At 73.2% G+C, this 25,308-nt stretch carries 18 protein-coding genes and 1 pseudogene; 6 read left to right on the top strand and 13 right to left on the bottom strand.

Translation table 11 applies throughout. The features are described 5' to 3' along the window. Nucleotides 1-85 precede the first annotated feature (85 nt). From GA0074692_RS06015 to GA0074692_RS33855, 4 genes are all read left to right on the top strand, one after another. Nucleotides 86-1,804 (top strand): dihydroxyacetone kinase family protein, encoded by a 1,719-nt coding sequence (locus GA0074692_RS06015; RefSeq protein ID WP_091640214.1) that lies wholly within the window; start codon nucleotides 86-88, stop codon nucleotides 1,802-1,804. After that, on the top strand, nucleotides 1,801-2,268 hold the full coding sequence (locus GA0074692_RS06010) for a ribose-5-phosphate isomerase (protein ID WP_091640212.1): 468 nt from the start codon (nucleotides 1,801-1,803) through the stop codon (nucleotides 2,266-2,268). Before GA0074692_RS06015 ends, GA0074692_RS06010 begins: the two co-directional genes overlap by 4 nt. Continuing rightward, nucleotides 2,265-2,999, top strand: coding sequence for a GolD/DthD family dehydrogenase (locus tag GA0074692_RS06005; RefSeq protein WP_245730192.1), 735 nt, complete (start codon nucleotides 2,265-2,267; stop codon nucleotides 2,997-2,999). The genes GA0074692_RS06010 and GA0074692_RS06005 overlap by 4 nt, the downstream gene beginning before the upstream one ends. Before the next feature lie 160 nt (nucleotides 3,000-3,159). Next, nucleotides 3,160-3,756, top strand: coding sequence for a P-loop NTPase family protein (locus GA0074692_RS33855; RefSeq protein ID WP_141725180.1), 597 nt, complete (start codon nucleotides 3,160-3,162; stop codon nucleotides 3,754-3,756). Nucleotides 3,757-3,863: 107 nt separating this feature from the next. Here GA0074692_RS33855 and GA0074692_RS05995 read toward each other — a convergent pair whose 3' ends face one another. Both GA0074692_RS05995 and GA0074692_RS05990 read right to left on the bottom strand, forming a co-directional pair. Then, a complete protein-coding gene (locus GA0074692_RS05995; protein WP_091640204.1) occupies nucleotides 3,864-4,328 on the bottom strand; it encodes a hypothetical protein in 465 nt (154 codons plus the stop codon). A gap of 244 nt (nucleotides 4,329-4,572) precedes the next feature. Next, a complete protein-coding gene (locus tag GA0074692_RS05990; protein WP_141725179.1) occupies nucleotides 4,573-6,216 on the bottom strand; it encodes an MFS transporter in 1,644 nt (547 codons plus the stop codon). A gap of 50 nt (nucleotides 6,217-6,266) precedes the next feature. Between GA0074692_RS05990 and yidD the strand changes: the two genes are divergently transcribed. Then, nucleotides 6,267-6,782 carry a membrane protein insertion efficiency factor YidD gene (gene yidD, locus GA0074692_RS05985; protein ID WP_245730190.1) on the top strand — a complete coding sequence of 172 codons (516 nt, stop codon included), beginning with the start codon at nucleotides 6,267-6,269 and terminating at the stop codon, nucleotides 6,780-6,782. A gap of 93 nt (nucleotides 6,783-6,875) precedes the next feature. Here yidD and GA0074692_RS05980 read toward each other — a convergent pair whose 3' ends face one another. From GA0074692_RS05980 to GA0074692_RS05960, 5 genes are all read right to left on the bottom strand, one after another. Further along, entirely contained in the window at nucleotides 6,876-8,801 is a 1,926-nt protein-coding gene (locus GA0074692_RS05980; protein WP_218106573.1) for a hypothetical protein, read from the bottom strand. Next, nucleotides 8,798-12,517, bottom strand: coding sequence for a vWA domain-containing protein (locus tag GA0074692_RS35745; RefSeq protein ID WP_091640199.1), 3,720 nt, complete (start codon nucleotides 12,515-12,517; stop codon nucleotides 8,798-8,800). The genes GA0074692_RS05980 and GA0074692_RS35745 overlap by 4 nt, the downstream gene beginning before the upstream one ends. Beyond that, nucleotides 12,514-13,704: an ATP-binding protein gene (locus tag GA0074692_RS05970; RefSeq protein WP_176738323.1), complete on the bottom strand. Its 1,191-nt coding sequence runs from the start codon at nucleotides 13,702-13,704 to the stop codon at nucleotides 12,514-12,516. Before GA0074692_RS05970 ends, GA0074692_RS35745 begins: the two co-directional genes overlap by 4 nt. Before the next feature lie 107 nt (nucleotides 13,705-13,811). Continuing rightward, on the bottom strand, nucleotides 13,812-18,845 hold the full coding sequence (locus tag GA0074692_RS05965; protein WP_218106572.1) for a hypothetical protein: 5,034 nt from the start codon (nucleotides 18,843-18,845) through the stop codon (nucleotides 13,812-13,814). Next, nucleotides 18,842-19,699 carry a DUF4132 domain-containing protein gene (locus GA0074692_RS05960; protein WP_091640197.1) on the bottom strand — a complete coding sequence of 286 codons (858 nt, stop codon included), beginning with the start codon at nucleotides 19,697-19,699 and terminating at the stop codon, nucleotides 18,842-18,844. Before GA0074692_RS05960 ends, GA0074692_RS05965 begins: the two co-directional genes overlap by 4 nt. A gap of 236 nt (nucleotides 19,700-19,935) precedes the next feature. On the opposite strand from GA0074692_RS05960, the gene GA0074692_RS05955 reads away from it, so the two are divergent. After that, nucleotides 19,936-20,313 (top strand): hypothetical protein, encoded by a 378-nt coding sequence (locus GA0074692_RS05955; RefSeq protein ID WP_091640195.1) that lies wholly within the window; start codon nucleotides 19,936-19,938, stop codon nucleotides 20,311-20,313. A gap of 96 nt (nucleotides 20,314-20,409) precedes the next feature. Here GA0074692_RS05955 and GA0074692_RS05950 read toward each other — a convergent pair whose 3' ends face one another. From GA0074692_RS05950 to GA0074692_RS05925, 6 genes and pseudogenes are all read right to left on the bottom strand, one after another. Continuing rightward, nucleotides 20,410-21,720 carry an ABC transporter substrate-binding protein gene (locus tag GA0074692_RS05950; RefSeq protein WP_245730189.1) on the bottom strand — a complete coding sequence of 437 codons (1,311 nt, stop codon included), beginning with the start codon at nucleotides 21,718-21,720 and terminating at the stop codon, nucleotides 20,410-20,412. An 11-nt stretch (nucleotides 21,721-21,731) separates the two neighbouring features. Continuing rightward, nucleotides 21,732-22,562, bottom strand: a complete 831-nt coding sequence (locus GA0074692_RS05945) for a carbohydrate ABC transporter permease (protein ID WP_176738322.1) — start codon at nucleotides 22,560-22,562, stop codon at nucleotides 21,732-21,734. A gap of 2 nt (nucleotides 22,563-22,564) precedes the next feature. Next, nucleotides 22,565-23,506: a carbohydrate ABC transporter permease gene (locus GA0074692_RS05940; RefSeq protein ID WP_091640190.1), complete on the bottom strand. Its 942-nt coding sequence runs from the start codon at nucleotides 23,504-23,506 to the stop codon at nucleotides 22,565-22,567. Further along, nucleotides 23,506-23,691, bottom strand: coding sequence for a hypothetical protein (locus GA0074692_RS05935; protein WP_141725178.1), 186 nt, complete (start codon nucleotides 23,689-23,691; stop codon nucleotides 23,506-23,508). The genes GA0074692_RS05940 and GA0074692_RS05935 overlap by 1 nt, the downstream gene beginning before the upstream one ends. A gap of 152 nt (nucleotides 23,692-23,843) precedes the next feature. Beyond that, nucleotides 23,844-24,083 (bottom strand): annotated as a pseudogene (locus tag GA0074692_RS05930) (HisA/HisF-related TIM barrel protein); the annotation flags it as partial. A 15-nt stretch (nucleotides 24,084-24,098) separates the two neighbouring features. Then, nucleotides 24,099-25,130, bottom strand: a complete 1,032-nt coding sequence (locus GA0074692_RS05925) for an alpha/beta fold hydrolase (RefSeq protein ID WP_141725177.1) — start codon at nucleotides 25,128-25,130, stop codon at nucleotides 24,099-24,101. Nucleotides 25,131-25,308: the final 178 nt, after the last annotated feature.

Below are 25,308 nucleotides of genomic sequence, written 5' to 3'. Positions count from 1 at the left end.
CGATGTTAGAAGTCAACCCTCTTGACGTTCGATATCACGCCTGCAATGTTAAGTCGTACCCCTCACCGCGACAGAAGGCGCTTCGATGACCAAGCTCTTCGACGACCCCGAACGCTTCAGCGACGACATGCTCGCGGGGTTCCTCGACGCCTACGCGGGCCGCGTGACCGGCGTCCCCGGCGGCGTGGTCCGCGCGACCGAGACCCCGCCCGGCAAGGTGGCGGTGGTCGTCGGCGGCGGCTCCGGCCACTACCCCGCCTTCTGTGGCGTGGTGGGTCCGGGCTTCGCCGACGGCGCGGTGGTCGGCAACATCTTCACGTCGCCCTCGACCCAGGAGGCGTACGAGGTCGGCCGCGCCGCCGCCAACACCGGCGGCCTGCTCTTCAGCACCGGCAACTACGCCGGCGACGTCATGAACTTCACCCTCGCCCAGCAGCGCCTACAGGCCGAGGGCATCGACACCCGGGTGGTGTTCGTCACCGACGACATCGCCAGCGCGCCCGCCGACGAGACCCACCGTCGCCGGGGCATCGCCGGTGACTTCGTGGTGTTCAAGGTCGCCGGGGCCGCCGCCGAGGCCGGCTACGACCTGGACGACGTCGAGCGGGTCGCCCGGCACGCCAACGACCGCACCCGGACCCTCGGCGTCGCCTTCGCCGGCTGCACCATGCCGGGCGCCACCGAGCCCCTGTTCGACGTGGCCCCCGGCACCATGGGCGTCGGCCTGGGCATCCACGGCGAGCCGGGCATCGCCGAAGCCGAGCTGCCCCGGGCCGCCGACCTCGCCCAGCGGCTGGTGGCGGGCGTCCTGGCCGAGGCGCCGGCGGACGGCGACCGACGCATCGGCGTGATCCTCAACGGCCTGGGCGCCACCAAGTACGAGGAACTGTTCGTGGTCTGGCGCACTGCCGCCAAGCTGCTGCGCGACGCCGGCTGGACCATCGTCGACCCCGAGGTCGGCGAGCTGGTGACCAGCCTCGACATGGCCGGCTGCTCCCTCACCCTGGTCTTCCTCGACGAGGAACTCGAGCGGCTGTGGCGCGCGCCAGCGGACACCCCGGCGTACCGCAAGGGCGCGCTGACCCAGGTCGACGGCCCGCGCCGCACGACGGCCGACACCAGCGCGGGCGGCGTGGGCCAGGGCAGCGCGGACGAGGAGGGCCGCGCCGTGGCCGCCGTCGTCGTCGCGGCGCTCGACGCGATGGCCGACACGGTCGCCGCCGCCGAGCAGGAACTGGGCCGCATCGACGCGGTCGCCGGAGACGGCGACCACGGCCGGGGCATGGTCCGCGGCACCCGCTCGGCGGTCGAGGCCGCCCGCACCGCCGCCGAGGCCGGGCACGGACCGGGCGGGGTCCTGGTGGCCGCCGGTGACGCGTGGGCAGCGAAGGCCGGTGGCACGTCCGGCGTGCTCTGGGGCGCGGCGCTCGCCGCGCTCGGCCGCGCCGTCGGCGACTCCCGCCCCGACGCCACCACGGTCGCCGCCGGGGTACGCGCCGGCTACACCGCCCTCACCACGCTCGGCGGCGCGAAGCCCGGCGACAAGACCATGATCGACGCCCTCCTGCCGTTCACCGAGACGCTCGAGACGGCCGTGGCCGCCGGCTCGCCGCTCACCGACGCGTGGGCCACCGCAGTGGACGTGGCGACCACCGCCGCCGCCGACACCGCCCAGCTCCGGCCGCAGGTCGGCCGGGCGCGACCGCTCGCCGAGAAGAGCATCGGCACCCCTGACGCCGGCGCCACCTCCATGGCCCTGTGCCTGCGCGCCGTCGGCACCGTACTGGAAGGAAAGCAGCAGTGACAGAGCAAAAGCTCCGGATCGTGGTCGGCAGCGACTCGGCCGGCAGTAGCTACCGGGACGCCCTCAGCCGCGACCTCGCCGCCGACCCCCGGGTCGCCGAGGTGATCGACGTCGGAGTCGGCGGCGACGACGACACCGCGTACCCGCACGTCGCCACGACAGCGGCCCGACTGGTCGCCGACGGCAAGGCGGACCGGGCCCTGCTGGTCTGCGGCACCGGCCTCGGCGTGGCCATCAGCGCCAACAAGGTCCCCGGCATCCGCGCGGTGACCGCCCACGACAGTTACTCGGTCGAGCGCTCGGTGCTCAGCAACAACGCCCAGGTGCTCTGCTTCGGCGAGCGCGTCATCGGCCTGGAACTCGCCCGCCGGCTGGCGTCCGAATGGCTGGGCTACCACTTCGACCCGGCCTCGGCGTCCGCCGCCAAGGTCGCCGCCATCAGCTCGTACGAGGAGGCGGCGTGACCACCGTGGACCTGTCCTTCTCCCTCGACGGCAAGGTCGCCGTGGTCACCGGCGGCGCCTCCGGCATCGGCGCGGCCATCGCCGCCGCGTACGCGGCCAAGGGCGCCAAGGTGGTGATCCTCGACCGGGCCGTCCCCGAGGACGGCGAGTTGACCGCCGTCTCCTGCGACGTCACCGACGAGGCGTCCGTGACCGCCGCCGTCGACCAGGTCATGCGGTTGCACGGCCGGATCGACGTGCTGGTCAACAGCGCCGGTGTGGCGCTGCTCGCGCCGGCCGAGGAACTGTCGATGGCGGCGTGGAACACCACCCTGGCGGTGAACCTGACCGGCGCGTTCCTGCTGACCCAGAAGGTCGGCCGGATCATGCTCGACCAGGGACGCGGCAAGGTGATCAACCTGGCCTCCCAGGCGGCGACCGTCGCCCTGCACGCGCACGCCGCGTACTGCGCCTCCAAGTTCGGCCTGGTCGGGCTCACCAAGGTGCTCGCCTCGGAGTGGGCCGGCCGGGGCGTCACCGTCAACACGATCAGCCCCACCGTGGTGCTGACCGACCTCGGCCGCAAGGCCTGGGAAGGCCCCAAGGGCGACCGGCTGAAGGAGCAGATCCCGACCGGGCGGTTCGCGTACCCCGACGAGATCGCCGCGGCGGCGATCTACCTGGCCTCCGACGCCGCCGACATGGTCAACGGCGCGGACCTGCTGGTCGACGGCGGCTACACGATCCGCTGACCAGCGGCCACGGGGCGTTTCCGGTCGACTGTCGACGCTGTGCCGTGCGCGACGGTCCGGCTCCACCGAGCCGGACCGCCGCCGCGCCGGCTGGCCTCACGCCGGCCCCGCCGCCAACCATGCCTGAGGTGTCTATGGTTGGCGCATCGACCTTCGACGAATGAGACGCGCCGGTGCCGGGAGCGGCTCCGCTGGGCTCAAGCCGGACTGGGCCGCGCTGGGGGCGGTCAGTGGTGTCGTCGCGGCCATCCTCGCCTTCGTCGCCTACGCGTGGCCCCGAACCCCTCCCCCGGAGCATCCGGCCCCGGGCTCAGGAACGGTCTCCGTCCAGGCGACCACGCCGGATACGCCGGTCCAGACGCCACCCGATTCGACGACGGCGCCCGAACCGAGCGCGACGCCCCCTCGACCAGTCGAGACGACGTCCCGAGCACCCAACCCCAGGCCGTCGCTGTCGCTGGCACCGTTGCTCCCCGCCGGCTGCGAGGAGGCCCTAGCGGTCGTCGACCGGTACTACCGGACGGCGGGCTCGACCGAGCTGAGCCAGCAGGCCGCCGCGACGCAGGCCTACCAGGGGATGATGCGCGCGAGCACGGCCGCCGAAGGGGCCGTCTACCAGGTGACGGTGGCGCTGTCGCGGGACTTCTCAGACATGCGCTTCATCCTGTCGGGCGGGGTGTCGGGAGACTACGCCGCAGCGCAGGCCCGGACGAACCGGGACGCCCAGACGCTACGGGACGTTTGCGCCCCGAACTGACCTTCGGCGGACGGTCGGCGACTCTGTCCGGAAACCGGCGGCCGGACGGGTGAACGCGAAAGAAGGGAGGCCCGCCGCGAGACGCGGCGGGCCTCCGGTCAGCTCCGTCAGAAGCAGGTGCCGATGCCACCGATCGCCGGGTTCGCCCGGTCGTGGTAGTGGACCGTGCCGGTCGAGTCCTCCATGAGGCCACCCCAGATGGTGCAGCCGCCCTTGACGTACGCCCGGGTCGGGCCGGCCGCCCACAGCCGGTTGCCGTCGTCGATCTGGGTGGGCAGGTACTGCGCGGCGAGGTAGACCTGGGTACGGGTCAGCGAGCCGGCGTACGCGGACTTGATGGTGACCGTGCAGCCGTACCCGACGATCGGGTTGTACATCAGGTAGACGGTGCCGAGCAGCTCGCCGGTCTGCCCGTGGTGGATCGGGTCCTGGTCCTGGACGGTGTAGCCGAGCCCGCAGAGCGACTGCGGCGTGACCGGGTTGGTGTTCGCCTGCGCGGCGGCACCGGACCCGACGACGAGCCCGACCGTGACGGCGAGCGCGATCCCGATCCGGCGGATGGTGCGATACATCTACGTCCCCCTCGTTCTTTGCCTCAGCGGCTGCGGGACCAGGATGGTCGGCCGGCGGTCACGGAGCGAATGTGGCAGGTAGACACTCCGCAATCCCGTCGAATGTGCGGTCCCCCAATTCCGGCCGACGCCACCTGGGCAGGAGCGACGCCATTCATCGATGACCACCGAATATGACGTACTTCGCACGAGAACCCGACGCTCCCAGCCCCCGGCACGCGGCTGGGTGGTAAGCGGATCAGGGTCATGATGCTCCTTGGGCGTTACGGGCGAACGGATCGGTGCTCACTTCCGGCTCTTCCTCAGGTCCGATAGCCGGTGTCGTCCGCAGTCTGATCGCCGCGTATCCGGCGGCGACCAGGAGCGCGACCGACGGCAGCGCGATGCCCCAGCGGACACCGAAGTACTCGGCGGTAGCACCGACAACGACGGCCCCGAGGGGGATGAATCCCATGTACGCGGCGTTGTAGGCAGCCAGCGCCGGTCCCTGCTCGCTGTCGCTGGCGCGGTGCTGAATAAAAACAACGACGGTCGTGGTGAACAGGGACAGCGCCATACCAACGCCGGCCATCGCGGCACCGAACCAGACGGAACTGGTGGCCATCGCGGCGAACAGGGCCACGATGCCGAAGGCCGTTGCCCAGGTCACGTACTCACCGGTGGTGGGCGTGGAACGGCGGGCCGAGATGATGCTACCGACGATCGCGCCAACTGCGGTGCACATGCCGATCAACCCGTAGGTGACGGAGTCGTCGTGCAGGACGGTGACGACCATCAACGGGCCGGTGATCTGGAACTGGTAGGCGAACCCGCCGAGCAGCAGGGTGAGCAGCAGCGCTGGACGGATCGCCTGGGGGATCCGGTTGAGCCGCGCCCCACTTCCGGGTCCCTGCCCGGCGGCCGTCGCGCCACCAGTCGAATCGCCACGGACGCGTCGCACGTAATGCAGGGAGAAGACCACCGCCAGGTAGGACACGGCATTGAGGACGAAAACCCATCCCTCGCCCACGGCGGCGATCAGGAATCCGGCCACAGCCGGGCCGCCGATGCGGGCCCCACCGACGGCCGTGGAGTAGGTACCGACCGCACGACGCAACCGCTCGATACCGACGAGATCCTTCATAAACATCTGGCGCGCCGGAGAATCGACCACGTGGACACACCCGAGTAGCAAAGCCATGGCACCGATCCACCAGGCACTCGCCCAACCGAAGACGAGCAGCGGCACCGCGAGCAGGACCGACACCGCCATCTGCGCATACTGGGTGATCAGGAGTGTGCGGCGACGTGACATCCGGCCAACCACCCGCCCAACCGGGCGGCTCAACACCAGCATGGGCAGGAACTGAACCGCCGCGACGAGGGACAGGATCAGGGCATTTCCTCCCGCCACCCGGTTGACCAGCCAGTAAAGCGCGGTGTACTCCATGAACGTCCCGAAACTCGACACCGCTTGACCTGCGACATAGACCTTGAAAGCCGTGTCGCCTGCCAACCCGTGGCGGGGGCCGCTCCCCAGTGATTCCATCTGCACTCCCCCGACCAGCAACCTTCGAATTCCTGAAACCGGATGATAGCAGAGAGTTTTAGCCAACCGTGAATGATCTAATAGACGAGCGTCTCCCAATTGAGCGATATTCCGAGAGCCTTCCCCAGTATTGGCAAAAATCCCGCGGCCTGAAACGAAGAACTCAATCGGGGTTGTTGCGCCGAACAATTCCAGGCCTTGTCCAGCCGCGATCCACGTGCGCAACCTCAAACGAGCCTTCGCCGCCTTCACCAGCGACAAATCGCTTCCCTCAACCGCCTGCTCGATCGACTGGTGAGCCACCAACCCCGGCCCGTCAGTCGGCGGCTCCGCCCCGGCGTAGCCGGGCTTCCCGACCACTGATCGCACACTGACGCACGCTCTTGCCCCGACCAGCCATGATGTCCCCCGTGAAGATCGCCAACACCGACCACTCCGGTGGCCAGCGGCCCTGCCGCTGCCGCAATGCGGCCCACTGCCACGCCGCCGGTCACTGCCACAGCCAGGTCGGCCGACGTCGTCAGGGACCCGGCTGCAAGGGCCGCAAGGGGGCCCTGGACTCCTGTGGCGACGACCCTTGCAGCAGCAGTCCGGGCTGCTGCGACTTCGGGCTCTACTCCACCCTGCTGACCCTGGGCGCCGCCGTGGCAGGCACCGTCGGCGGTCAGGCGTCCGCCCGTGGGGACCGGTCAGCCGGCAGTCGACCGGGAACCCTGGACCGGGCCGGTCTCGCCGCGATCCGGGGCTACCGCCGTTGGCTGTCGCACCGCTGGCCAGGGCAGTGTCGCTACACCCCGACCTGTAGTGCGTACGGACTCGCCGCCGTCGACCGCTACGGGCTGGCCGTCGGCGGGCGGCTCGCGGCGGCCCGGCTGCGCCGCTGCCGGCCTGAGGTGCCGCTCGGCACCGTCGACCCGCTTTCCTGACCGGCCTCACTCAACGCGGCCGGCCGGCGCCCGCCCGGGATTCGGGCGGGCGCCGGGGCGCGATCCACGTGCTGCGGTCACCTGCCGGGCAGGTCAGCCAGCGGATGTCCAGGAGGACCGGATCAGTTCCCGCTCGGTGGCGGCAAGGTGCGCGGTCACGGCGAGCCAGGCCCAGGCGTACCGGTCCGGGTCCGGATCGGCGAGCCGGCCGAACGCGTCCCGACCGCGCCGGTCGGACTCGTCGGCGAGCGCCGTGGCCACCGCGGCGGCGGTGGTGAAGCCGGCGCGGCGCAACGGACCAGCCAGCCCGGCCCCCTCCCCCCGAGCCGCCTCGCCGACGGCGCGGCGGCCCCCGGAGACGGCCAGCTCCACCAGCCGGCGGACCCGCCACAGCGGGGACTCCGCGACCGCGTCGGCGTTGACGGCGAGCACCGGTTCGGTCATCGTGGCCGGGTCGCGTGGCGGCAGGTGGCCGCCCTGGATCTGGTCGTAGCCGAGATCCGCCCGGCCCTGCCAGTCCGCCGGCAGCCGCAGCGTCGCGGCGGCACCGGGCACCGGGCCGACCGCGAGTGGACGCAGCGTGCTCGCCCGGTCCGGGTCGAGCCGGCCGACCACCCGGATCCGCAGGCCCGGCCAGGAGGCGAGCCGCCGCAGGTTGGTCACGTGGGCCAGCACCGGGTGGGCGTTGACCGGCACCAGCCGGATCAGCGGCCCGTCCGGCACCGGCGCCCGGTCCGCTGCGCCGTCGACGGCGGGAGCCAGCTCGCGGGCCAGCACCTGGTCACCGACGGCACCCACCACCATCAGGTCACAGCCGACCAGCGCGACACCGGCACGGGCCGGGTCCTCCGGGTCGTCGACGGCGAGTTGGGCGCTCACCACCTCGGCGAGCGGCCGGGCGAACAGCGCCGCCAGCGGGCCGGTGGACCAGTCGGTCCCGGGGAACGGGGTGGCCCGGACCCCCTTGCCGGCACCGAGCCGGCCGTCCGGGGAGACGGTGGTGCCGGTGATCCGCAGGCCGCCGCGCGCGAGCACCGCGTGGTTGACCGCGACCGAGCCCATCTCGGTGACCGCCCGGGCGCAGTCCTTGGCACGGTCCGGCCCGCCCGGTTTCACGTCGCCGAAGGAGAGCTGACGCCCGTCGGCGGCGACCAGGTGGGTGACCACCCCGCCGTACCCGGTCGCGCTGATCACCGGTTCCCGGCAGACGCCGTACACCTCGAGGGTGCCGTCCGGCTGGTAGGACCGGCGGAGGATGCCGACCAGCGCCGGGTCGGGATCGCCGGCGGCCAGCCGGCCGGCCACGTACAGCAGGTCGTGCAGCACCTCGACCAGGTCGGCCAGCCGGTGGCCGGTCTGTCGTCCCCGGTGACCACGCAGGCCGCGTACCGTACGCAACGCGGCGCTCTCGGCACGGGGCAGGCCGGCCAGCCGGGCGCTGTGCGCGGCCCGCAGCAGTTCGGCCTGGAGGACCGCGCCGGCAGCCGGCACGCCGGCCGCGAGCACCGCGGCGGCGGCCCGCCACAGCGCGTCGGCGGCGGCCCGTTGCGCCTTCGTCGGTGCCGTGTCCCCGGTGGTACGACCGGCGCCCGCGTCAGCCGACTTTCCGGTCCGCCCGGCCTTCCGGGTGCGCCCGCTGGCCGCGCCGGTGCCGCCCGGCTTGGCCGGAGCAGCGGTGGTGGACGCCGGGTGGGTGGCCGGGTCGGCGACCGGGCAGGCGACCAGGACCGCCGTCCGGTGCAGGCAGCGGGGCGACAGCAGACAGCTGCACCGCACCTGGTCCGGGTCGGTGATCGCGCCGGTCGGTCCGGGCGTCAGGGAGACCAGGGCCTCGGGGCCACAGTCGACCGTCACGCCACCGTCGACCCGGCCGACCGGCACCCCGGTCAGCCGGTCGACGGTGGCGTCCAGTCGCTTGTGCAGCCGGGGTGGCAGGGCCGCCACCGCCGCGGCGGCGACCCCGGGCAGCACCGGCGGCAACCGGTCGGTGTCCACGGCGGTGAGGGTGCGCTCGGTCAACGTGATCCTCCGCGTACGCGGTCGCCCACCCAGCGGGCGAGTTCGAGCGGGCTGAGAGCGGCGACCGGCATCCCGGCCGCGACGAGCTGCTCGGCGACCGGCACCGAGTAGCAGGGCACGCCCCGGTCGTTCAGCGCGGCGCAGCCGAGCAGGTGCACGCCGGAACTGGCCAGCGTGCGGACCTCACCGAGCAGCCCGGCCAGCGGGTAGCCCTCCTCGAAGTCGCTGACCACGGCGACGATGGTGCGGCTCGGCACGGTCACCAGCGAGCGGGCATGGGCCAGCCCGGCGGCGATGTGCGTACCGCCGCCGACGCGCACCTCAAGCAGCAGCGACAACGGGTCGTCGACCCGGTCGGTCAGGTCGACCACCTCGGTGGAGAAGGCGAGGAAGTGGGTGGACAGGGTGGGCACGCCACCCAGGACGGCGGCAGTCAACGCCGACCACACCACCGACGCCTCCATCGAGCCGGAGACGTCGACCACCAGCACCAGCCGCCAGTCGGCCTCCCGGCGGGTCCGGGTGTTGAAGATCGGCCGTTCCGGCACCACCACCGTCCGCCCGTCGCCGAGCCGCTGGGTGTGCGCCAGGTTCGCCCGCAGCGTACGGGCGAGGTTGATCCGGCCGCCGGGACGGCGGGACGGACGCGGGTTGGTCAGCCCGGTCAACGCCGGACGTAGCTGCGTGCTCAACTGTTTGGTCAGCTCCTCGACCAGCCGCCGGACCAGGGGCCGCAGCTGGGCCAGCTTCGCCTCGGGCAGGCCGCCGGCCAGCGACAGCACCGAGGTCAGCAGCTCCATCGAGGGACGTACCGCGGCCGGGTCCAGTTCGGACAGCATGTCGGTACGGCCGTTCTCGACCGCCCGGGCGATGACCTCCTCGCGTACCGAGGTGCCGAACAGCGCCTCGAGTTCGTCGGCCCACTCGCGGGCGGTCGGGAAGGAGGCTTCCTGCCCACCGCCGGTCGCCTGGCCGAACTCGGTGGCGCCCTCGCCCCGCCCCGCCCCGTACAGCTCGTCGAGCGCGCGGGCGTAGCGGCGGGCGTCGGCCGGCAGCCGGTCGGGTTGGCGGCCGAGCAGCAGCCGCCACCGGTCCGTGGGCGTGAGCCCGGTGGTCGGCGCGTCCGGCCCGGGTGCGGCGGAGGCGTCGACGGGAGCGTCGGTGGAGCCGGCCGGCGTGCCCGGGATCGGGATGCTGCGGGCGACCAGGGCGGCCCGGCCGGCCGCGTCGGCGGCGGCCCAACGGGCCAGCAGCTCGGGCGGGGCGGACAGGGCCAGGTCGAGCCGGTCGCCCAGCCGTTCCGCGACGGTGTCCAGCAACCGGCCCCGGGCCGCCGGGGTGAGCACGTCGAACCCGCCCCGCAGTGCCGGCAGCCGGTCCAGGAACTCGGTGTCGGTGAGTCGCTCGATCCGCTCCAGCAGCGGGTCCAGAGCGGCCGGGGCGGACTGCAACAGCGGATGCGCGGCGGTCAGCAGACCACCGAGCGCCCGGTGCAGGTGCCGCCGGGCGTCCGGTCCGGTCGCCGCGTCGATCCAGCCGGCCACCCGGTTGCCCAGGGTCGCCAGGTCGGTCAGGTCGAGCAGCACCCGGGCGGCCAGGGCGGCGCCCTGGATCAGCGCCGAACCGGTGCGGGCCAGGTGGTCGAGGGCCTCGGCCAGGCGCAGGCCGATCCGCTCCTCGCCGGCCCGGACCGCGAGGTCGACCAGGGCGACGGCGTCGGCCGTGTCGTCACTGCCGGCGAGGCCGGGCAGCCCGCGTACCGCCGCGTCCAGCAGCACGACGGCCAGCTCGGCGGCGCGGGCCCGGCCGTCGGCGGTGGTGCCGGGCAGGTGTTCCCGGCGCAGCGCCTCCAGCAGGTCCAGTGCGGCCAGCAGCTCGGGCAGCGTGGCGGTGCCCGGCAGCACCACGGCGGCCAGCTCGAGCCGGTCGGTGACCAGCTCGGGCAGGTCGCACCGGGCGGCGTCGCGCAGCCCGGTGAGCAACTGCTCGGCGGTGGGGCCCCCGTCGGCAGTCTCCCGGCGGAACCGCTCCCGCAGGGTGCCGGCCGCGGCCAGCGCCGCGGTCACCCCGCGTACGCCGACCAGGTCCAGCCGGGCCGCCACGGACGGCGTCCAGGCCAGCTGCCACCGGGTGGTCAGGGCGGCGCCGTCGCCGGTGCCGGAGACCTCGATCCGCTCGCCGTAGCCGACGCCACAGGTCTGGAGGCGTTGCAGCAGGATCTCCCGCCGCCCGTCCAGCTCGGTGCGCAGCGGGTCCAGCCGGACCTCGCGGGACTTCGGGCTGGCCGGGTTGGGCAGCCGCAGCGAGGTGAGTTCCGCCTCCACGGCGGGGCCCAGCCCGGAGCGGGGCGTACCGGGGGCGATCCGGCCCCGCTCGGCGCCGACCAGCACGGTCTCCAGTGCCCTGGCCAGGGCCCGGCCCCGGCCGAGCAGTTCGCCCTGGCCGAGCACGGTGGTCACCGCCTCCAGCACCTCGCCCCGGCCGGGGGCGGGCAGGTCCCGCAGTCGGGCCAGGTCGTCGGCGAGCCGTACCGTCTCGGCGGCCTCGCCGGTGCCGGCGGTGTGCCCGGCCGAGCGGAGTTCCCGGCACAGGTCGGTGACCGCGCGGGCGGCGGCGGCCCGGATCCGCTCCGGGTCGCCGGCGGCGGTGAAGACGGACTGCTGCCAGCGCGGGTCGCGGATCCCGGCCGGATAGCCGGAGCGGGAGTCGAGCAGGTCGAACGCGTACGGCACCAGCGAGGTGACCGCCGGGCCGCCGTCGGCCGACCCGGGGCGGGTCGTCACCGACCGGACCGAACCGGTCGAGGCGGCGACGGGCTGGGCGGAGGAGGCGGCCTTCCGGGCCGGGCCGGCGTCGGTCGACGGGACGGCTTCGGCCAACGGAGCAGCGTCGGTCGACGGGCCGGCATCGGTCGACGGGGCGGTGAGCAGGGCCGGGGCGTGGAAGGCCCCGACCACCGCGGCGACCCGCCGGCCGTCCGCGCCGGCCTCGGCCAGCACCATGCGCATATGCCGCTCACGGGCCAGGTCCCGGGCGGGTACGCCGTTGCCGCTGGCGCTGTCGGTACGCATCGCCCAGCCGACGCCGAGGGCGGCCCGGCGGACCGCCTCGGGCGCACAGCCCGGGGCCCGTACCTCGACCACCCGGTCCCACAGGTCGTCGCCGTCCCGACCGGTGCCGCTGGCGCTGAGCGCGGCGGCGTAGCCGGACCGGCGCAGACCGGGCACCGGCGCGTCGGCGTCCGGGTCCGGAGCGGCGGTCGGCTCGGGGCCAGCGGTCGGGGCCGGGTCGGTGGGGTCGGCGGTCCAGCCCGGATCGGCCAGCGGCAGGTCGCAGCAGACCACCTCGACGTCGTGCTGCCGGGCCCAGCGGATCGCGGCCAGCTCCGGGGAGAAGTCGGCGAACGGGTAGAAGCCCATCGGCCCGTCCGCGCCGTGGCTGCCGACCAGGGCCAGCGGGGCCCGGGCGGCCGGGTCGGACAGGAACGGCAGCCAGCGCTGGAAGTCGGCCGGCAGCTCGACACAGACCACCTCGGCCCCGGCGGCGTCCAGCAGGTCCGGGACCACCGCCGCCAGGGCCGGGCTGTGGTGCCGTACCCCGATCAGGTACGGCCGGACCGAACCGGCGAGCGCGTCGACCACGGCGCGCGGGTCATCCGTCGTCGGGTCGGCGCCCGGCGGGGCCGCGCCGGGCGACGTGCGGGAGGGGGTCGTCACCGCAGGTTCTCCCGCAGGTCCCAGAGCCGCCGCCACATCGCCGAGCCGTCCTCGGCGCGGCGGCGGACCGGGCCGTCCCAGTAGCCGAGCAGCCGGGCATGGTCGTTCTGGTCGTCCTTGCGGACCACGCCGAGCAGGTGTCCGGGCACCAGGTCGAGCACGTCCCCGCTGGGCAGGTACGCGGCGGCCAGGCCGAGCGACGCCGTCACCTGCACCGCCTCGGCGGTGGACATCACCGTGCCGGGCCGTTCCACGTCCCAACCCTCGCCGGACCGGCCGGACCGCAGGTCACGGAAGACGGTGACCAGGGCGTCCAGCACCGCGTCGTCCACCGTGTACGCCGCTCCGGCGCGCTGCACGGCGGCGGTGGCCTGCCGGCGGACCAGGTCGGTCTCGGCGTCCACGTCCGCGATGGGGTGGATGGTCTCGAAGTTGAACCGGCGCTTCAGCGCCGAGGACATCTCCGACACGCCCCGGTCCCGCAGGTTGGCGGTGGCGATCACGGTGAACCCGGGCACCGCCCGGATCAGGCCGTCCTCGCCGCCGGCCAACTCGGGCACGTTCATCCGCCGGTCGGACAGGATCGACACCAGCGCGTCCTGCACCTCGGGCAGGCAGCGGGTGACCTCCTCGATCCGGACCACCCGGCCGCTGCGCATCGCGGTCAGCACCGGCGAGTCGACCAGCGCCTGCGGGGTCGGGCCCTGGGCGAGCAGCAGGGCGTAGTTCCAGCCGTACCGGAAGGCGTCCTCGGTGGTGCCGGCGGTGCCCTGCACGGTCAGCGCGCTGGTGCCGCAGATCGCGGCGGCCAGCAACTCCGACAGCATCGACTTGGCGGTACCGGGCTCGCCGACCAGCAGCAGACCCCGCTCACCGGCCAGGGTGACCACGCACCGCTCGACCAGGCTCCGCTCACCGACGAACTTCGACGGAATGGTCATGCTGGCCGGCAGGACGGTGCCGTCCGGGCCGGTGCGCCGGTCGGCGGGCAGCGTCAACGCCTCGCCGTCGCTGCCCCGGATGAAGGTGACCACGGCGCGCGGGGTCAGCGCCCAGCCCGGCGGCCGGGCCCCGTCGTCGTACGCGGCCAGGAAGGCCAGCTCGTCGGCGTACCGCTGCTCGGCGGAGAGGACCTGGGCGGCGGTCTCCGGCGCCGAAGTGGGGCGGACGTGTTCCGTCACGGTCACTGGTGTTCCTCGATCTCTCTGGCTCGGATGGGTGTTCGGGAAGGGGTCGACGGCCGGTGGTGCCGCGACGGCCGGCACGGTCGTCGCGGCACCACTCGCCCTCGGGGTCAGCGTCGGGTGGGCAGGTTGTCGAAGCGGGGCCGGTCGCCGTCGCGGAGGCGTCGCCAGGCCCGCCGGTACAGGTCGGCGGCCGGTTCGAGGGGCACGGTCACGCCGAGCCCGGCCGTACCGTCGGGGGCCAGGTCGAACAGGGCGACCTTCCAGCCCTCGATCGGCGCCTGCCCGCTGCCGCGCTCCAGCCACGGGCCGGGCAGGAACAGCGACCGGCCGGCCCGGGATCGGCTGGCCTCGAGGACCAGGTCGGTGCTGGCAAGTTCGGCGCGGGCCGCCTTCAGCCGGACCGGCTTCCAGCCGGTCCACTTCGCCGTCTGGCGGTCGGTCGGGTCCGGCATGGCCAGCAGCATCAGGTACAGCGCCGCCGCGTCGGTGCCCAAGCCGTGTTCCCCGGCCACCTCGGCGACCAGGTCGGGCACCGAGCGGGTCGGATCCTGCGCCCACCAGGTCCCGTCCGCCGCCCGCGCGCCGCCCGCCGGCTCCCCCGGGTCGCCGAGCAGCGCCGCGAACCGCGGGTCGCGGACCAGGCGCAGCGCCACCTCCATCGGGTACGGCTTGGCCGCGTCCCCCCGCAGCGCCGGCAGGTACGGGTCGGTCCCCTCGGCGTCGAGCAGGTCCGGCCGCAGCGCGGGCGACGGTTGGCTGTCGTGGGTGGCCAGAACGATGGCGCCGTACCGTTCCCAGCCCTGGCCGGTCTCCGACGGGGTGCCCGCCACCTGGCGGAACCTGGGCAGGGAGACGTACTGGTCGAGGTCGAGCAGCAGGCCGGGGTTGGCCAGCCGGTCCCGGATCGCGGCCAGCGCGGCCGGCATCGCGGCCCGGCACGGGTCGCCGGCCGGCGTGTGGTGGGCGACCCACGCGGCCAGGGCCACCGTGGAGCGCAGCACCTCACCGGTGAAGCCCGTGGCCCGGTCGTCGACCGGCCGGGCCCGGTCGCCCCTGATCTCGAAGGCCACGTCGGTGCTCAGCTCGGCCGAACGGGCGGGGTCGAGCAGCGCCGGCAGTGCCTTCGCGGGCTCCCAGCCGGTGCGGAGCGCACGCACCGCCTCGGCGAGCAACTGCTCGGGCACCACCACCCGGCGTCCCAGGGCGGCGTTCCAGGCCGCCGCGGCGGCGGTCACGTCCGGACCGTCGGTCCACAGCCGGGCCGGGTCGTCCGGCAGCAGCGCCGAGACCACGGCGCGCCGGACCTCCGGGCTGGCCTCGTTCAGCATCCCGAAGGCCAGCTTGACCTCGCCGACCTGCTTGATCCCGAGTGCCTTGCGCAGCTCGGTCGGCACGGTGTTCGCCGAGTCCGCGTACGGCAGGCCGGCCAGCACCAGCTTCGCGGCGGTGGGGGTGACACCGGTCAGCTCGGCGAACCGCTCGGCCGCTTCCGGCCGCCAGGGCAGTGGGCCGCGCGTGGCCCACTCGGTGAGGAAGCCGGCCAGCCAGTCCGCCGGCCGTTCGTCACCGACCGGAGCCGAGGACTGCACCGTGTACGGCTCGGGCACCACGAACCCGCCGACCGGGTCGTGGTACAGCGCGTCGAAGGAGTCGCCGGTGGTCGTGCCGTTGTAGTCCAGGAAGGCGATGAACGCCCCGTCGGGCAACGGCAGGATGCCCCGCTTGGGATACCAGCGCGTGCTGTCGCGGTCGACCAGTTCGTCGTCCAGCAGGTGCAGCGTGAACCGACGCCACCGGGCCGGTTCGGCCGCGCTCAGGTCGAGCTGGTCCAGTTCGGTGAGCAGGGCGCGCAGCGTCTCCCGCTGGTCGTCCGGGGTGATCGCCGCGACGGCCCGGTAGGCGACGGCCGCGACCCGGCCGAGCATGGGCCACCAGCGCACGGTGTTCGGCAGCCCCGGTCCGTCGAGGTGCAGCCGGGCGGTGGGCTCGCTTTCGGTGCTGGCCCGCTGGGTGGCGAACGTCCGGAACTGGATGAAGGTGTTGGGCGCGCTGCTCACCCCGTGGCCCGTGCCGAGCAGACCGTCCAGCGCCACCTGGAGCTGCCGGTCGGTGGGCCCGGTCACGGTGGGCGCCGGCGCCACCGGCTTCGGGGCGGACAGCGACCTGGTCAGCCGCTCGGTCACCGCGTCCAGGTCGGTGCGGACCCGGGCGGCCCGCCGCAGCACCTCGGTCACCCCAGCCACCAGCGCGTCGTGGCTGACCTCCGGCAACGTCGAACGGACCAACTCGACCAGCGTGTCCTGCTCGCCTTCGCCGGCAACGGCCGGTCCGGAGCCGGTGGTGGCTGCGCCGGAGCCGGTGGTGCCGGCCGTGGACGGCGACACTGCGGCGGCCCGGCCGGTGATGGCCTGGGCGGCCAGGGGCATCCCGGATCGGATCGCCGCCTGGGCAGCGGCCCGTGCGGCTGCCTCGGCCAGGGCGGCGCGGCGTTCGTCGAGGGCCACCTTGAACAGCGCGGCGGCGGTCTCCCGGTCCAGCTGTCGCAGGGCGGTGGAGCCGGCCGGGTCCCGGGGCAGCAGGTGGCCGATGAAGTTCGGTCCCGACGGCAGGGCCACGCCGGGGCTGTGGCCCTGGCCGACGGCCGACACCACGCCGTCCGGGTCGACCAGGGCGAAGCCCTTGAGGACGGCCCGTGGCCGGTCGTCGCCGGGCAGCACCAGCGCCGCGATCGGCTCCTGCCCCGGAGCGACGGTGACGGTACGACCGGCCAGGTCCTCGCCGCGTACCGAGCCGTCCGACAGGGTGACCACCCGCCAGCCGAGCAGACCGTCCACCGGTACGGCGGCCGGGGTGGCCCGGTCGGACAGGGCGGGCCGCAGCCAGCTCGCCGACTCCTTGAGGTGGCCGCCGCCGGTCGGGAGGTCGGCCAGGAACCGGGGCAGGCTGCGCCGGCCGTGGGTGTCGCTGACCGGGTCGTACTCGTGCCAGCCGTGGTTGCCGTCGTCCCCGCGCCCATAGGTCCAATGGGTGGTGCCGTCGGTGATGACCGGCCGTTCCTCCGGGACAGCGGTGTCACCGACGTGCAGCACGCCGCCGCCGGTGGTCCGCCCGCCGCCGGCCAACGGCAGGGTGATCTCGTTCGTACGCCGCTGGCTGCCGTGCGTACGGCCGACGATGGGCTGCGGCTCGCCGGGCGCCGAGTGCCAGTAGCCGCGCAGTTCGTAGCCGAGTTCCTGGGAACGCCAGTAGACCAGCAGGTGGCCGTCGACGTAGTGGTAGCCGGGCTGACCCCACAGGTCGCCGGCCGGGATACGCAGGTCGTGGCGGAGCACGATGCCCTCGGCGCCGAGCACCCGCACCGTGGTCGGCCCACCCAGGATCAGGTACGGCCAGGCGTCCTGTCGGGTCACCTCGACCCGCTGGTCACCGTCGGTCACCTCCTGCCAGGCCAGCTCCCAGTCCGGCCAGCCCAGCTCTTCGACGATCCCGCCGCGCAGGCTGCGGACGACGTGCCCGGTGAGGTCCACGCCGAGCCGCTGCCCGAGGTCGCCGACCTGGGTGGGGTCACCGGGCCCGTCGAGGTCGTCGAAGACCAGGCGCAGCGCGCCGACCGGGAGCTTGCCCAGCCAGTCCACCGCCTCCGGCAGGTACGGCAGTCCGGTGGCGAACCGGTCGCGGACGCGGTCCCGCAGCCACTCGGTCAGCAACGGCCGAATGCCCGGCGTCTCGACCATCCGGGGCAGGGCGAAGGACTGGTTGTCGAGCTGGTCGAGGCCCCGGCGCAGGGCTGCGGTGAACCGGTCGTCGCCGACCACGGCGCGCAGGTCCCGCTTCCCCTCGGTCTTGACCCACTGCGCCAGGTCCAGGATGTCGTTGCTCTTCGGCGGGGTCACCGGCACGCCGAGGGCGAGCAGCAGGTCGAGCAGTTCCAGGTCACCGTCGTGGCTGAGGGTCTCACCGCTGTCGGCCAGTTCGGCGCGCAGCCGGTCGGCCATCCGCTCGACGAGTGGGTACAGCGCCGGCAGCCGGCGGCGGCGGTAGCCGGAGTTGACCTTGCTCACGAAGCGGCCCAGCCAGCCCACGGAACCGTCCTGCGGGCGGGCCCGGTCCGGCACGTCCGGGTCGGACAGTCCAGCGACCGCACCGGTGTCGGTCAACAGGGTCAGCCACGCGACCAGGTTGTCCCGGTCGGCCGGCATCAGGTCGAGCAGGCTGCCGCGGATCCCCGGGTCGCGCCCGGCGAGCGTCGTCACCGCCGGCATGTGCGCCTTCCACCAGCCGGCCGGCGCGTCGGCGACCACCGGCAGCCGGAGCAGCTCGGTCAGGTAGGCCGCCTCCCGGTCGGCGACGGCGGCGGCTCCGGCCTTGCCGGCGGCCTTGACCAACCGGTTCACCGCGGCACCCGACTGGACGGACGGCACCACGCCGGCGGTCGCGGCCCGCAGCGCCAGCCGGCAGAACCGGTCCAGCGCCTCGTCGGCCGGCAACTGGGCGGACAGTTCCTTCGCGTAGCCGGCCAACGCGGTCGCGGAGACCACCTTGGCCGCCGTGAACTCCAGGTAGACCTCGTCCAGGCGGCTCAGGTCGACCGGCAGGCCGTGCTGCGCCTCCGCCTTGCGCGCCTTGTTGAACAACTGCGTCGCGTAGGTGTCCTGCCCGGCGGCCAGGAACACCCGCGCTGCCTGCTCGAAGAACGTCGGCAGGAGGTGCGGCAGCGTAGTCGCGAACCGCTCGGCGATCGCCTGGTGCCCGTCCAGGGCGGCCTTCGGCCGGGACCGTACCTGCTTGGCCAGCTTCTGCAACTCCGGCACCACCGCCAACGCGTGCCGGCCGTCCGCCGGGTGGTGGACCAGCACCCACTCCGGGAAGGCCAACGCGCGGCGCGGGCCCAGCCCGACGACGGTCGGTTCGGCGGCCGGGGCCAGGCCGAGGAACCCGACGGCCAGGTCCTCGCCCTCGCCGAGGGCGTCGTCGACGAGCCGGACCACCGGCCGGTCGTCGAGGGCCGGGTGCTGGTAGGTACGGGCGGTGAGCGGCACCGCCCGGTCGCCGGCCCCGGCGGTGTCGGTCGGCAGCACCGCGCCGGCGGTCAGCAGGCTCTCGGCCCAGTCCTCGCCCGAGCTGGTCGTCATCTCGGTCACGCCGTCTTCCCCGTTCCGGTCACGGCGCCGGACAGGGCCGTCGCCATCCGCATTCCTTCCGACCAGGCCACCGGCCCGATCTCGGTCAACCGCAGCGTCGGTCCGTCCACCACCGACCAGGAGAGGCTGCCCAGGGTCGCCTCGGAGTCCCAGTAGTCCTCGTCGAACCACATGGCGGCCTCGACCGTGCGGCCGGCTTCCCAGACCCGGCACCTCACCTGGGATCCGGAGACCTGGAAGCCGAGCGTGGCGGCCCGGGCGGCCAGCCGGTTGGGGACCGTGGCGCCCCGGAAGTCGGTGATGGCGGTGTCCCGGTCCCGCAGGTTGGCGGGTCTGTCCCAGGTGCCCCGGTGCAGTTGCTCGATCCGCTGGGTCACGTCCAGTTCCTCGGCGAACTCGCGCAGGTCGACCAGGTCGGGCAGGCGTACCGGGTGGGGCAGCGTGGCGCTGGCCGGGGAGAGCCGGACGGTGTCCCCGTCGAGGTTGACCACCCGCAGGTCACCGGTGTCGGTGACGTCCCGCAGGAAGCCCGACTCGGCCGGGTCGTCCCCGAGCACCACGAGGTCACGCAGCGCGTCCTGCCAGGCCGGGTCCGGCCAGACCCGGGCCAGCAGCCCGGTCGGCACCGGCAGGGAGGACACCACCCAGGCGTCGACCTGGGCCAGGCATTCTGCGGCGTGCCGGTCCAGCCACTGGGCGAGCTGCCGCAACCGGTCCACCTCGGGGTCGTCCCGCAACACCTTCGGCAGGGTCTTCAGTGGACGGCCGGTGGCACGTGGGCCGGTGGTCCGGGCCGCCACCTTTCCGTCCACGAGAGAGATCTCGTACGAGTCTCCCACCGGTAGCCAGCCCATCAGGAATACCCTCCGCAGTGGCAAACAGCCAGATTTCATCTGGAATCGGCCATGATCGACAACGCAGCGCACGCTAACAGTAGTGACCGACACAACCGAGTCCGGCCGGCGGGATCCCGGGGTCGGTACCGGTGGAACGCGAACGGCCGGACCTGCGGGAGTCGCAGGTCCAGTCGGTGCGAGGCCATGGTCAGCGGCAACCAAGGAACGCAGTTCAGTGACCCAGGTCACACGAAATGGTCAGTGGCTGGCTGCCGGGGTCCACTTTGGGGGCCACCCCGACCCCGACAGTCCTGGAAGCATGTGCCCGTGCGACTCTCGACACGCACGCCCCGAACCGGCCGCTCTACCCCGATGTCCTCGACGTCCTGCGCCGCCTCCGCGCTGCCCGGATACGGCTGGTAGCGCTCAGCGACGCCACGCCGCAGCAGACGCTGATGGTGGGAGACCTCGCCGCCAAGGACGGCGGGGCCGCCGAGACGGGCATCACCACCCTGATCCTGCCGCGAGCCCTTGCTCACCCCGGCAGGCCCCGGCTCGGCCCGCTCGCGCAACTGGTTGCCGCGGAAGAGGATCAGACGATCCGAGCAGGCAGCCTCGAACCAGCCGATTGACGGGACCGCCGGTCCTCGGCGCGGTCGGCCAGCAGTGCTCGCTGGGTGAGCGGGTCCAGGAACCCACCGCGCCGAGGATGGTCAAGCCGTATCCGGTCAGCCTTTGATCGCCTGGTTCGCCGCGTCCTGTGCCTTCCGCAGTCCCTCGGCGACGCCAAGCTGGCCGAGGAAGACCTGTTGCAGGATCGGGTTGGTCGCGGTGCCGCCCGCGCCGACCCGGGGGCCGACCGGGGCGGGGAACGTGGTGCCGGTGGACGAGTCGAGGAAGGGCTTCAGGTCGACGCCGAGCTTCTGCCAGTACTCGACGAACGCCGGCTGGGCCGCGGTGACACCGGGGAACGCGTACCCGCCGGCGGCGATCGGCCGGGCTCCCTCGGCCGAGCCGATCCACCTGAGCACCTTGACGGTGGCCTCCCGGTGCCGGGTCTTCGCCGAGGCGACCGCCGCCACGCCGTGCACCACGCCGACCCGGCCGGCCGGTCCCTTGAGCAACGGCGCCAGCCCCCAGGGGAAACCGGCCCCCTCCTGGACGCTCTTCAGGTGGTACGGCCCGGACTGGAACAGCGCGATCTTGCCCTGGGTGAACAGCTGCAGCGCCTTGTCGCCGTTGGTGTTGGTGTCCGCCGCCGACGGGGCGACGTGGTGCTTGTTGATGAGGTCGACCACGTACTGCACGGCCTCGACCGTCTTGGGCTGGTCAGCGAAGTTGAACGGGTCGCCGTCCTGCCAGGTGCCGCCGTTGGAGCCGACGAAGTCCCAGACGATGGCCTGCGAGTCGAAGGCCGCGTTGAACCCGAACTGCGTGATCTTGTCAGGGTCGAAGCCCGGCTGGTCGGCGGTCCTGCCGGCGGAGTCGACGGTGAGCCGGCGGGCGGCCGGCAGGAAGGTGTCGGCGACGCCGGTCGGGTCCCAGCTCAGATTCGCCGGGTCGACGCCGGCCTTGGCCACCAGGTCCTTGTTGTAGTAGAGGGCGATGGAGTCCCACAGCTGCGGTACGCCCCACAACTTGCCGTTGCGGGTGTAGAGGTCCACGACCGACTGGGTCCAGCCCGCCTTCTCCGCACCGAGGTCGTCGCCGACCGGCAGCAACTGGTTGTTGTCGGCGTAGAGGCCGAAGTTCGAGGTGTTCGTCCAGAAGATGTCGGCGGCGGTGCCCGAGGCGACGTCGGTGGGCAGCTTGGTCCAGTAGTCGGCCCACGGGACCAGCTCGACGTTGACCTTGATGCCGGGGTTCCGCTTCTCGAACTCGGCGAACGACTCCTCGTACGCCTTGGCGACCTGGTCGTCCCAGAGCCGGAAGGTGACGGTGGTGTCGCCGGACGAGGCGTCGTCGTCTCCCCCGACGGAGCAGCCGCCGAGGACGAGCGTCGCGGCGGCGAGCGCGGCGAGCAGCCGAGGTGTTCTCACGGAGCGGTCCCTCATTTCATGCCGGTGATGGTGATGGACTTGACGATGTGCCGTTGGAAGACCAGGAACAGCACGAGCAGTGGCAGGGTGGCGAGCGTGGTGGCGGCCATGACCAGGGTCCAGTTGCCGTTGAACTGGCTCTGCAGGGCGGCCGTGGCGACGGTGAGGACCCGCCACCGTTCGCTGCTGGTGATCACGAGTGGCCAGAGAAAGTCGTTCCAGTGCGTGACCACGGTGATGACCAGCAGCGTGGCCAGGATCGGGCGGCTCAGCGGCAGGATCACGTGCCGGAGCGCGCGCAGGTGTCCTCCGCCGTCCAGGCGTACCGCGTCGATCAGGTCCTCGGGGATGCCGCGGAAGAACTCGCGGAGCAGGAAGATGGCGTACGGCGAGCCGAAGAGCGTGGGCAGCACGATGCCCCAGAAGGTGTCCCGCAGCTCGAGCCAGCTCAGCATCGTGAAGCGCGGCACCAGGGTGGCCACGAAGGGCACCATCAGCGTGGACAGGTAGACCCAGAACACCACGTCGCGGCCGGGGAAACGCAGCCGGGCGAACGCGTACGCGGCGAGCACCGAGCAGGTCAACTGGCCGAGCACGACGACGATGACGACCTGCACGGTGATCACCAGCGGCGGCACCAGGGTGTGTTCGCCGATCACCAGCTCCGCGTAGTTCTGCCCGGTGGGCGGCGAGGGCACGGCCAGCGGCGACTGCTGGGCGAACTGCTGCGGTGTCTTCACCGAGGTCTGCACGCTCAGCAGGTACGGGGCGAGGGTCAGGAGCGCCCCGAGGGCCAGCGCGAGGTAGGTTGCGGCGTTGGCCAGCACTCGACGGGTCACCACGTTCAGCCCACCTCGTACGTCGTGTGTCGGCGGAAGTACGCCTGCTGGGCGAGCGTCACGGCGGCCAGCAGCAGGAACAGCACCACCGACATCGCCGCCGCGCGGCCCATCCGGAACGAGGTGAACGCCTCCTGGTAGATGGCCGAGGCGATCACCTGGGTACGCCCGGCCGGGCCACCCTGGGTCATCGCGTACACCGTGTCGAACACCTGGAAGCTGGAGATCACCTGGGTGGTCAGGACGAAGAACATGGTCGGGCGCAGCATCGGCAGGGTGACCCGCCAGAAGGTCTGCCACCCGTTCGCGCCGTCGATCCGCGCCGCCTCGTGGTACTGCTCGGGTATGCCGGCCAGACCGGCGAGGAAGAACAGGGTGACGTAGCCGACCTGCGTCCACACGGTGACCGCGGCGACCGAGGGCAGCGCGAGCGTCGGGCTGGTCAGCCACTCCACCCGGTGCCCGAGCAACGCGTTGACGGCGCCGTCGGACGGGTCGAACAGCCACCTCCACACCACGCCGAGGGCGAGTGGCGCGGAGACCCACGGCAGCACGAAGATCGCCCGGAAGAGGACGGATCCCGGCAGTCGGCGGTCCAGCAGCAGGGCCGTGCAGATCCCGAGCACGACCTGCACGGGGATCACCAGCAGTACGAACGAGGCGGTGACCGCGAGCGAGCGGCCGAAGGCCGGGTCGGTGAGGATCGACCGGTAGTTGTCGAGGCCGACCCAGCGGGCCGGGCTGACCAGGTCCCACCGGTGCAGGCTGATGCCGATGACCACGATGACCGGCACCAGCAGGAAGCCGACCACACCGACGAGGCTCGGGCCGAGGAAGGCGTACCCGGTCAGCGTCTGCCGCCGGCGCTGCCGACGCCGGGCGGCCGACACCGCGACCGTCCGGACGGGCTCTGGCCCGGTCGGCCGGTTCGACGCTACGACGGCCATCAGGCGGCCACCGGCAGCCCGGCGATCGCCGCCGTCGCCCGCCGCAGCTGGCAGCGCTCGCCCGACAGGATCATGTCGCCGAGAAACCCGTACCGGGCCGGCAGCTCGCGCAGTTCGGTGACGATGATGTCGAGGAAGACGACCCCTGGCACGAAGGGGTCCGGTTGCCCACCGCTCTGTTGCACGCCCCACATGATAGAAAGCCACCTAACACTATCGGAATAGTAGGTGACCGCCTTCCGGTCGGGCCCTCGGGTCGCTCCTGGTCGGCCTGCGCACCACCATGGAGATGCGAGCTGGTCGCGCGCCTCTCGACATCCGCTGTGGATGGCGACGCTCAGGAATTCACATCAGCCGTACCCGTCTGTCCTTGGTGGACGCCGGCCAGGGCCGTGGCGAACCATCCGGTGATGGTGGTGGGGTGCGTGATGGCCGTGCCCACGACGACGGCCCATGCCCCGGCGCGAAGAGCCTGGGCCGCCTGCGCCGGGGTGTGGATCCGCCCCTCGGCGACCACCGGGACGTCGACGGCGGCCGCGAGCCGGGCGACCAACTCGAGGTCGGGCCCGGTTCCCTTGTTGCGGCCCGTCGCTCATCGGCGATGTGGTCGCTGGGCACCGCCCGCGTCGACTGTCCTCCGTACCGCGTCGAGCACCAGCTCAGGCTGACCGTAGTGCACGTAGTGATCGTCGATGGCCGCGACCACGTGCTGTCCTCGGCTGGACAGCGCGGCCAGTCGGGCGTGCTGGTCCAACGCCTCGCGCGGCTGCCCGGCCGCGGAGATCACCACCACCGGCCAGGTCCGCCACGCTCCCGGACGTACCGTCGACTGCACCAGCCGGGCACTGTCCGCGGAGGCCGCGGCCTCGTCGGCGGCTGCGGCCATGCTGGTGCTTCGATAGACGACCGCAGCGTGCGCACGTACCGCCGGGGGCGCGTCGGCGGGCACGGCGAGGCCCGGGAACAGGCGCACCAGGCCGGTCCGGGCCGCGAACCGAAAGGCCGTCATCTGCGTACGGACGATCGGTGCGCTCGCCTCCAACTCACCGATCCCACGCTCGTCGGTGACATCCACCAGCACCATGCCGGCGGTCTCGCCGGGCCAGCGGTCGGCGAACAGGCGCACCACGAACCCACCGAACGAGTGCCCCACCAGGACGAAGGGGCCTCGTTCACCAGCCCGGTCCAGGAGTGTGTGCAACTCCTCGGCCAGCCGCCCGGCGTCTCGCCGACCGGGGCCCGGGTCACTCCACGCGTAGCCGGCCCGGTCGTAGCTGCATGCCCGTACCCGGGCGGTTCCGGCGGTCAGCCGCTGGTGCAGCGTCGCCCAGGTCGTGGACGACTCGCCGAGCCCCGCCTCGAAGACCACCGTCGGTGCGCCACCGGCCGCTCCGGTGCAGTGCAGGTGCAGCCGATGCCCGCCGACGTCGATCGACCGGCCCGGCGCCGGATGCCGTCGATCGTCGTCCCGCCTCGACAGCGTCTCGTAGCTCCACCCGGCGCCACTGACCACCGCGAACACGGCGACCAGACCAGCGAGAACCCGTACCAGGACTCGCCGCCGGCGTGTCCGGGTAGGTCGGTCCGCGCCGGGCGTCCCGGTCTTTTCAAGATCTTCTTCCACGTCCCCCGACGGTAGGTGGCCGTCACCGTCGCGCCGTCGCCCTCCGGTCGCGCCCGTCGTCCTACCGGGGTCGCTGACGGGACCGCCGGCCCTCGGTCCTGTGGTGGATGAACGGTTCGACCTGGGTCGGGGATTTCCCCTACGGCCGCCGCCGCATCGACGTCGTTTCGGCGATACC

It is taken from the genome of Micromonospora pallida, from assembly GCF_900090325.1.
Classification (GTDB): domain Bacteria; phylum Actinomycetota; class Actinomycetes; order Mycobacteriales; family Micromonosporaceae; genus Micromonospora; species Micromonospora pallida.
This window is presented reverse-complemented; position numbering and strand designations above follow the sequence as displayed.

Excerpts from the sequence above, each read along its gene's own strand:
- GA0074692_RS05955 (WP_091640195.1), top strand. The coding sequence starts at position 19,936 with ATGGTCAGTGGCTGGCTGCCGGGGTCCACTTTGGGGGCCACCCCGACC.
- GA0074692_RS05995 (WP_091640204.1), bottom strand. The coding sequence starts at position 4,328 with ATGTATCGCACCATCCGCCGGATCGGGATCGCGCTCGCCGTCACGGTC.
- GA0074692_RS06015 (WP_091640214.1), top strand. The coding sequence starts at position 86 with ATGACCAAGCTCTTCGACGACCCCGAACGCTTCAGCGACGACATGCTC.
- GA0074692_RS33855 (WP_141725180.1), top strand. The coding sequence starts at position 3,160 with ATGAGACGCGCCGGTGCCGGGAGCGGCTCCGCTGGGCTCAAGCCGGAC.
- GA0074692_RS05960 (WP_091640197.1), bottom strand. The coding sequence starts at position 19,699 with ATGGGCTGGCTACCGGTGGGAGACTCGTACGAGATCTCTCTCGTGGAC.
- GA0074692_RS05940 (WP_091640190.1), bottom strand. The coding sequence starts at position 23,506 with ATGGCCGTCGTAGCGTCGAACCGGCCGACCGGGCCAGAGCCCGTCCGG.